Here is a 7853-nt window from a genome sequence, read left to right on the forward strand (position 1 = left end):
TTTTTTAAAATGAAAAATATTTTCCAAAAAAATGAAAAACACTTCACTAATGAAAAAAAAGAGTTAGAAAATAATTTCAGAATAAAATGGCATGAAAGACAGAGTGACTAAAAAATATTTGGAGGGGAACATGAAGATATTGAAAAAAATATTTTATGGATTGATGTTTAGTTTACTATTTACAAGTACATTTGCTTTTAATATAGGGATAGCACCTACAGGTTTTTACACATCACTAGATAAAAATGAAACTCACGAAATTATGGTTACAAACAATACCGTATATCCAATGAGAATAGAGATTGATATAGAAAAAGATCCAGGGTGGGAAAAATATGATATGGGAGATATGATGAGAATCTATCCTAAAAATTTAACTTTAAAGCCAAACGGAAGTAGAAGTGTACGTTTTGCTGTGAGAGGAACAAAGGATTTACCTGAGGGCGAATATAAAGCTAAGCTAATTTTTAGAGAGTTACCTGGGGCTTCGAAAGGTGATGTTGAAAAAATGAAAACAGAATCCGGAGAAGACGTTGGAATAGAGTTTGAATTATTAACAGAGATTCATATAGCAGCTTATGGATTGAAAGGTGAAAGAAAAATTGGAGCACAGTTAACTAATACAGAGATAAAAAAAGAGAGTAATGGAAATAGAAAATTAGTTGCAAACTTTAATTTAAGTGGAAATAGTGCACTAGCTGTACTTGGAGATATAGAATATTTAGATAGCAATAGAAAGAGAATTAAAAAAGAAGAGGTTAAACTTGGAATAACAACAAGAGAACCAAAAACAAAAATTGAATCAGATTTAGCAAATATACCTAGTGGAAGTAGATTCATAAAGGTAGATTTTAAAGATAAAAGTGGAATCAGACTAGGTAGTAAAGAGCTACCATTATAAAATGCAACTCAACTAAATTGAGTATATAAAAATAAAAAACAGCGGAGGTATTAAAATGAAAAAATTATTATCAGTATTATTTATTTTAGGTTCTGTAGCATCTTTAGCAAACAATAGTGCATCAGTTCTTCCAGCAGATGTAGATCCTGCATTCTGTTTCTCAAAACCTTGTAGTGCAGAGGATAAGTTTACTGTAGAAGTTAAAGTACCTGAGCAACTAGTAATAAAAGTGGATAATGTAGATTTTGGATTATGGTGTGGTACAAAAACTGTAACAAAAGATTTTCCGAATAAAGTTCATGTAACTGGAGAAGCAGACCAAACTGTAAAATTAGGATTTAAAAATAATGGAAATTTAACTTTTGTAAATGGTCTGAGTACTTTTGGAGGTAAAGTAGCATTTGCAGCAGGAGCAGTAGAAGAGGATGTACTTTTAACAGGAGGAGCAGCAAATACAGCTTTACAAGTAACAGTAAATAAACCTCATGTAGTTGGATTATTAAATGCAGGACAAACATATAAAGCCTATGCAACAGTTGTAGGTTCTTACGACGGATTCTAGTGGGTTTTGGAAAAGATAGATTAGGGCATAGTTTGAACACTATGCCTCTTTTCATATAGAGGGTGGTGAAAATGAAAAAGCTATTATTTGCTATATTTTTGTTGGTATCAAACTATGTATTTACATCAGCTGTAATTGGTCAGATATATAATCTAGAAAAAAGTGGAACTAGTTATAGAGGAAGAGTTGATACTCGTGTATTTAGTTACAAGAAAAATTTTAATATAAAATTTATTCCTGAAAGAAACGTTGAGATTTTAAGAGTAAATGGAACTAGAAAAGAAAATAATGTCTACAGAGTTGAGGATGGAAATTTGAACGTAGAATTTATTTATAAATCGAAGATAAACTCAGTTGAGGAAAAAATAGTAATAGGGCGAATTGAATACTTGGATGAAATATCTAAAACAGAGGTTTTATTTGGAGAGGTAGCTGTAGAGTTTAGAAAAAAAGGGGATTTATCTTTAAAAGTAAAAGGAGCTATGGAGTTTGGATTAATTCCATCAAGGGTTCCTAAAAATGGAGTAAGCAGTAAAAAAAATCCTGAGATTACAGTGGATTTAGGAATTGATAAAAAAGATGTTGGAAACACAAAGTTATACTTCCAATATCCAAAAGAGATAGTCATGGCAGATGGACAGCTGATTGTGAAACTAGATAGCAGAAATAAAGTGGATTTTAAGAGTGAAAAAACTGATAGAGGTGAAAAAGTTAGTGTATTAGGTTTTTTTCCAAAAAAAGATAAGGTAAAAGAGAGAATAATTTTAGATGGAAGAGTTTATTCAACTGTAAATAGAGTTAAACCTGGAGATTATAAGGAGACTGTTATAGTCAAAGCTTTTTATGAATATTTAGATTATTCAATAGAAAAAAATGACCCTAATAGAAAAGTGATAATAAGAAGGTAGGAGAGGATAATATGCAAAAAATAGTAGGTATCTATATTTTATCTTCAATATTATGTTATGGAAGCTTGGGATTTGAAGGTGAATATAAAAATAATGTAAATCTTTATGAGAAGATAATTAGAGAAAATATTGGAAAAGAGTATTTAAACAATAATCTACAAATTGATGTGAAAATAGTTGAATCTTTAAATATCATTGTAAATAAAAGAGGTTCAATTGATGAGATGTATTTGGATAATAAGCATTTAAAAAAATTGGTGAAAATTAGAGGTAGTGCAGCGGAAAATACCTCTTTAAAGTTAAAAGAGGAAAAAGTGAAAAAAGTTGTTGCTAGTTGTGATAACTCAAAATGGTAAAATAGAAATGAAAAAGGGGGAGAAAATGACACGATTAAAGAAAACAATTTTGATATTTTGTATTTTAAAAGTCACTCTTTTTTCTGCTCCAGAGGAAGCATTTATTGAACTAGAGATGAAAGGGCAGAAAAATGAATTTTATAAAGTCCTAATAGATGACGAAACAGATGAGATTTATATAGGAGTGGGAGAGTTTATAGATTTTACTAAAATAGATGGACTTCGTTTTGATCGGAAAAGAAGAAGGGTTAAAGGAGCATTAGATACAGAGAAAGAGGTTGATGTAAGAATACCTCAAAGCTCATCAATAGAGTTAGATGATGATATATTTATAAAGTTAAAAGATTTACAACAATATTTTTATATACCAAACTATAAATGGGATGATGAAAGGTATATATTAACTCTTTTTCCAGATTTTAAAACGCCTAGAGAATATTCTTTAGAGTTGAATAATCAAAGAACAAGACTCGCGATGGCTAAAAAAGAGGAGGCATTAGAGGAGGAGGGAGATTACATTTTTAATCAAAAGCAACTTTTATCTCCAGGAATGGTAAAGTTTATATACAGTAATACAGATATAGAAAAGAACGACTACTCTTTTGATATAGACTATGGAACAGAGTTATTTTATGGAGAGTTTGAAATGACTCAAAAGATATATCCGAAAAGTGAGTTGGATTATATTAGATTGAGATATAAAGAGGTTTTTGGAGAATACTACTTAACTTTTGGAGATTTTTACTTAGAAAGTGATTCTATATTTGATGCAGAGAGAAATCTTAGAGGTATTAGTTTTTCTAAAAATGAATACTATGGAATAAGAGTTGACAATAGAACAGTGATAGAGGGAGAGGCTCAAAATGCAAGCTTGATTGAATTGTATAGAAATGGTAGCTTAGATGATTTTGAGATTCCTACAGGAAATAGATTTAGATTTGTTCCGTTAAATATGTCATCTTTAGATAGTTATACAATTAAAATCTACTATAGAGATGGTCGAGTAGAGGTAAAAGATATCTATGTTCTTGGAAATCAGAATATATTAAATAAAGGTGAAAATGACTTTGTAATTCAAGGTGGAAGAGGAAATGAGGAGAAGAAAAATCAGTATTTAGCAAAGTATAAGTATGGTTTAACTCAAAATTTAACAACAACAATAGGAACATCGCTTTTAGAAAATAGAGATAGCCTTAAATATGAAGTTTTAGAAGGTGGGGTGGCGTATAGATTTGGATTGGATAAATATCCAACCCTAATTTCAGGAACTCTTTTAGAGGAACTCAACTCTGAGAGTCAAGGTTTTAAAGGGGTTTTAGAGCAAAAGTTACCTTGGGATAGCAATCTGATTGTAAGATATGAAGATTATAATAAAGATATCTCCGATAGATTAAGAAAAGATTATTCGTATAATATAGATTTAAGTAAAAATTTTAGGCGTTTTACAAGTAGTATAGGTTACTTTAATAATACCTATGAAGATGAGAATCTTTATCAGATATATTTAAATCTAGATTATAATATAAGTAGAAACTTTAGAATGAGTCTGTCAAATGAGTATTATGAATATTCGTCCACAGATGAGATAAGTTCAAATGGATATGGAACACAGATAAAGTTAAATTATAATGGGATAAGAGGAGTTGCAGCAATTTTAGAAGGAAAAATAAATTATCAAGAGGACAAAGTAGCTGATGATGAGATAAAACTGAGTTTAGTAAAATCACCATCAGAAAGTGGCTTCTTTAAAAATGTTGATACTACGCTTGAAATTGGACACTCAAGAGAAAAGGGTGGCTTCTTTGAAATAAGATTTACGTATCTATTTGATAATAATATCTATATAGAATTCCCAGATATAAAAACAGATGACAAAGAAACAAGAATAGGGGCAAGAGTAGAAAAAACAGTTTACCTAGGAAATCCATTACTGCCTATAAATAACAATAATGTAAGAGATGGATGGGTAGAAGGAAAGGTATTTGTAGATGAAAATGCAAATGGAGTTATGGATGGAAATGAAAGCGTGTATGAAGGGGCAGAGGTAACTACATCAGGAGGAACAGGAATAGCAAAAGAGAGTGGTAAATATATAATTGGAAATATAGGTGCAGGAGAATTCCATACATTAGATGTTAACAGAGAGTCGATTGACCCTATGCTTATCCAAGGGAAAGAGATAATAAAGTATAAGGGAGCTGTATCTTCAGGAGTGGAAGTGGATATTCCATTAGTTCCTGTTTCTATGATAAGTGGCTATATTCAAAGTGATATGAGTGTAGAAGAGAGAAGATATGATGGGTTGATTGCAAACATAGATGTAGTTTTGAAAAAAGGTGATGAAGAGATAAAAAGATCAGTGACTGAAATTGATGGATACTATTTCTTTGAAGATGTTTTACCAGGTGAATATGTTGTGGAGATTATTCCTAATAGTCGAAGATACAAAGGTGATTTTGACAAAAAAGAGCTAAAGTTAGAAGTGAAAACTGGTCGTGAAGGAGATTATTATGAAGATAATAATTTTGTAATAAAATCAATTGAGCTTATAGAGGATGAAATTTTAGAAGATGTAACCGAGATAGAGGAGGGGTTAAAGGATGAAAAGATTATTTAAATTACTTGTATTGATATTTGTTATATTTAGTTTTGTATATAGTGAGGAGAGGGATCCAAGAGAGCAAAAGTTGACATATCTTTTAGGGGAGAAAGTCGATAATTTTGAAGTGAAGACTTTAGATGGAGATAAAACTATAACTTTAGAAAAGTTGAAGGGGAAAAAGGTATTTCTAAACTTTACAACAACGTGGTGTCCAGATTGCATAGAGGAAAAATTAGTATTTAATAAAGAGTATGAAGAGAGATATAAAGATAGAGATGATATTGTATTTATAATAGTTTTTGGTCCATATAGAAGTGATAATAAAGAGAAAGTAAAAGAGTATATGAAAAAGAATAGCTTCAGTTTCCAGCCTTACTATGACGGTCAAGAGATGGAGCTTTATAAGCAGTTTGGAATTATAAATATTCCAACAACATTTCTAATAAATGAAGAGGGTGTTCTTGAAGATGTAAATGTTGAATCGGGATATAAAAGTATGAATTTTTTTAAAAAGTAGATGTCGGAATATGAAATGAGAAAATAATGGCTATTAGTGTAATTTATAAAGTTAAATTACTTCCTATAAAATCAGTTTTAAAAATAATTTAAAGAGAAATAATATATAAAATAAATGTTATTTTATAATTGAAAAAAGTAGGAAATATTTAAGTGTATTAGAATAAAGGAATAGTGTAATAATATTTTGAGTATATTTTGGCAAACTACGGGAAACTGTAGGACGCAAAGCTATAGGGCCTTTAAAATGGTAGCCAGTTGCACGTTGGATATATGTAAAAATACGGGGTGTATTTTTTTTTCACCTAAACGTTCTTTTGTTTATAAAAATAAAAAAACCTCCATAGAGAATAGTGTTATGAAAGGTAGTATAATTAAGATAGTTAAAATAAATTATATGGGGTGGAGGTAAAAAAAAGATGGTTATCAATGAACGGTGTATTAATATTTTATCTGTTTTAAATGAAGCAAATGGATTTACATTAAAAAAATTATCTGAAAACTTTAACGTACATATAAGAACGATAAGGTATGATATTGATAATATTAATTACATTTTAAAAAGTTATAAATTGGATCAAATAAAGAAAACGGATGGTGGAGGTTTACAGGTAAATTTGAAAAGTAATGATTTGAATAAAATTATTTCTGATTTTGGTGGGATGTTTTCAGAAAATAGGAAAAGTTATTTAAAGTTAAAAATTTTATCTAAGCAAATGGTAAACTTAACTAAAGAAGCTGAATTTTTAAATGTCTCAAGAACAACTTTGAAAAAAGATATGTTAATAATAAAAAGTGAGTTGGAAGTTAAGGATGTTTTTATTCATGAATTTGCATCAAAAGGAGTCTCTGTAATAGGAGAAGTACAAAATATTGTGGACGCTTTAGAAAAGGAGATTCATAAAGTGATTGATAAGCAGTTTGTAAACTTACCAAACGTTTTAAAAGATTTAATAGGAAAAATTGTGGGTGATATAACTCCAGCAGTTTTAAAAACAAGAATGAAAGAGGTTTTAGGTGACAATTATAGTTTAATAGAATACAATAAAGTATTTTGTAAGTTAGCGGCTTTAAATACAAGAGATAAATTAGAGAAAAATAAAACAGGATATAATATTGAAGAGATTAATAACTTTATATTATCTTCTCAAGGAGAGGAATTTATATTAAAAAATTCTTTGGAAGATAGAGAACTATCTAAGAATGGCATTTTAAAAGAGGTAAAAGGTATTTTAAAAGAAATTATTGATACCTTAGAAATAGAGGCAGATGACGAAGTTTTAGAAAGATTATTAAATGAACTTGGAGATATAAGAGAAGCATTACCGATTCCTGAGAAGATGTGTGAAACAAGTTTTTATAAAGAATTTTCAGATAAAATAAAAAGTGATATTTTAATTGAAAAAGATATTCGAAGTATATTTTATTTACTATATAATCAGCTATCTTTAAAAAAGTATTCTGATTTTAAAGAGTTTAAGGTACTTTTTATATGTGATGAATTGGAATTTATAAAAGATCTTATACAGACAAAATTAAAAGATATCTTTGAATTTAAAAAAATTGATAAAATATCATCTCATATATTTGAAATTTTTGGTGTAGATGATGAGTATGATTTAATTATAACTAGTGGAAATATTAATGAAACTTTGGAAACACCTGTTTATAAAATTAGTAGCTTTCCTTTAGAGAGTAATTTTATAGATTTGAAATTTTTTCTTTTAAAGAACATTAAAAATATAAAAAACTTGTAGTTGCTATAAAGATTCCTAATCGTTTATTTTGAAGATTAGGAATCTTTTTTTATTCAAAATCTTTTTTAAAAAATCCTTTTTTTTCATACGTTTGAATTAGAGAGCGAATAAAGTTAGCATTTTCTGAAGCACCATACAAAAAATCGAGCTCATGAGCTAAGCTTAAGAGTTCATCTTTAGTTGATTTGTAAGGCTGTTTATGGTAATATAAAAAGACAGCAGAAATGCAACTTAAAAAAGCAACACTTAAC

At 28.9% G+C, this 7853-nt stretch carries 8 protein-coding genes and 1 riboswitch; of the genes, 7 read left to right on the forward strand and 1 reads right to left on the reverse strand.

What is annotated here, in order from left to right; all coding sequences use genetic code 11:
• Positions 1-130: 130 nt before the first annotated feature.
• The 7 genes from L988_RS12995 (at position 131) to L988_RS13025 (ending at position 7602) form a co-directional block, all read left to right on the forward strand.
• Positions 131-901: a hypothetical protein gene (locus L988_RS12995; protein WP_047384900.1), complete on the forward strand. Its 771-nt coding sequence runs from the start codon at positions 131-133 to the stop codon at positions 899-901.
• A 55-nt stretch (positions 902-956) separates the two neighbouring features.
• Positions 957-1463: a hypothetical protein gene (locus L988_RS13000; RefSeq protein ID WP_047384902.1), complete on the forward strand. Its 507-nt coding sequence runs from the start codon at positions 957-959 to the stop codon at positions 1461-1463.
• 71 nt (positions 1464-1534) lie between these two features.
• The gene (locus L988_RS13005; RefSeq protein ID WP_047384903.1) at positions 1535-2371 is read left to right on the forward strand and encodes a hypothetical protein; all 837 of its coding nucleotides are present in this window, start codon (positions 1535-1537) and stop codon (positions 2369-2371) included.
• A gap of 11 nt (positions 2372-2382) precedes the next feature.
• Positions 2383-2727, forward strand: coding sequence for a hypothetical protein (locus L988_RS13010; protein WP_047384905.1), 345 nt, complete (start codon positions 2383-2385; stop codon positions 2725-2727).
• 25 nt (positions 2728-2752) lie between these two features.
• Positions 2753-5344: a hypothetical protein gene (locus L988_RS13015; protein WP_047384907.1), complete on the forward strand. Its 2592-nt coding sequence runs from the start codon at positions 2753-2755 to the stop codon at positions 5342-5344.
• Positions 5328-5846, forward strand: a complete 519-nt coding sequence (locus L988_RS13020; protein WP_047384909.1) for a TlpA disulfide reductase family protein — start codon at positions 5328-5330, stop codon at positions 5844-5846. Before L988_RS13015 ends, L988_RS13020 begins: the two co-directional genes overlap by 17 nt.
• Before the next feature lie 189 nt (positions 5847-6035).
• A riboswitch (cyclic di-GMP riboswitch) is annotated at positions 6036-6111 on the forward strand.
• A gap of 153 nt (positions 6112-6264) precedes the next feature.
• Positions 6265-7602 carry an HTH domain-containing protein gene (locus L988_RS13025; RefSeq protein ID WP_047384911.1) on the forward strand — a complete coding sequence of 446 codons (1338 nt, stop codon included), beginning with the start codon at positions 6265-6267 and terminating at the stop codon, positions 7600-7602.
• A gap of 49 nt (positions 7603-7651) precedes the next feature.
• On the opposite strand, the gene L988_RS13030 is transcribed toward L988_RS13025, so the two are convergent.
• On the reverse strand, positions 7652-7853 hold a 202-nt coding region (locus L988_RS13030; protein ID WP_047384913.1), incomplete at its 5' end, for a diol dehydratase small subunit.

This window comes from Cetobacterium sp. ZWU0022, assembly GCF_000800875.1.
Classification (GTDB): domain Bacteria; phylum Fusobacteriota; class Fusobacteriia; order Fusobacteriales; family Fusobacteriaceae; genus Cetobacterium_A.

Coding starts and splice junctions, on each gene's coding strand:
- L988_RS13020 (WP_047384909.1), top strand. CDS start 5,328: ATGAAAAGATTATTTAAATTACTTGTATTGATATTTGTTATATTTAGT.
- L988_RS13010 (WP_047384905.1), top strand. CDS start 2,383: ATGCAAAAAATAGTAGGTATCTATATTTTATCTTCAATATTATGTTAT.
- L988_RS13000 (WP_047384902.1), top strand. CDS start 957: ATGAAAAAATTATTATCAGTATTATTTATTTTAGGTTCTGTAGCATCT.
- L988_RS12995 (WP_047384900.1), top strand. CDS start 131: ATGAAGATATTGAAAAAAATATTTTATGGATTGATGTTTAGTTTACTA.
- L988_RS13005 (WP_047384903.1), top strand. CDS start 1,535: ATGAAAAAGCTATTATTTGCTATATTTTTGTTGGTATCAAACTATGTA.
- L988_RS13025 (WP_047384911.1), top strand. CDS start 6,265: ATGGTTATCAATGAACGGTGTATTAATATTTTATCTGTTTTAAATGAA.
- L988_RS13015 (WP_047384907.1), top strand. CDS start 2,753: ATGACACGATTAAAGAAAACAATTTTGATATTTTGTATTTTAAAAGTC.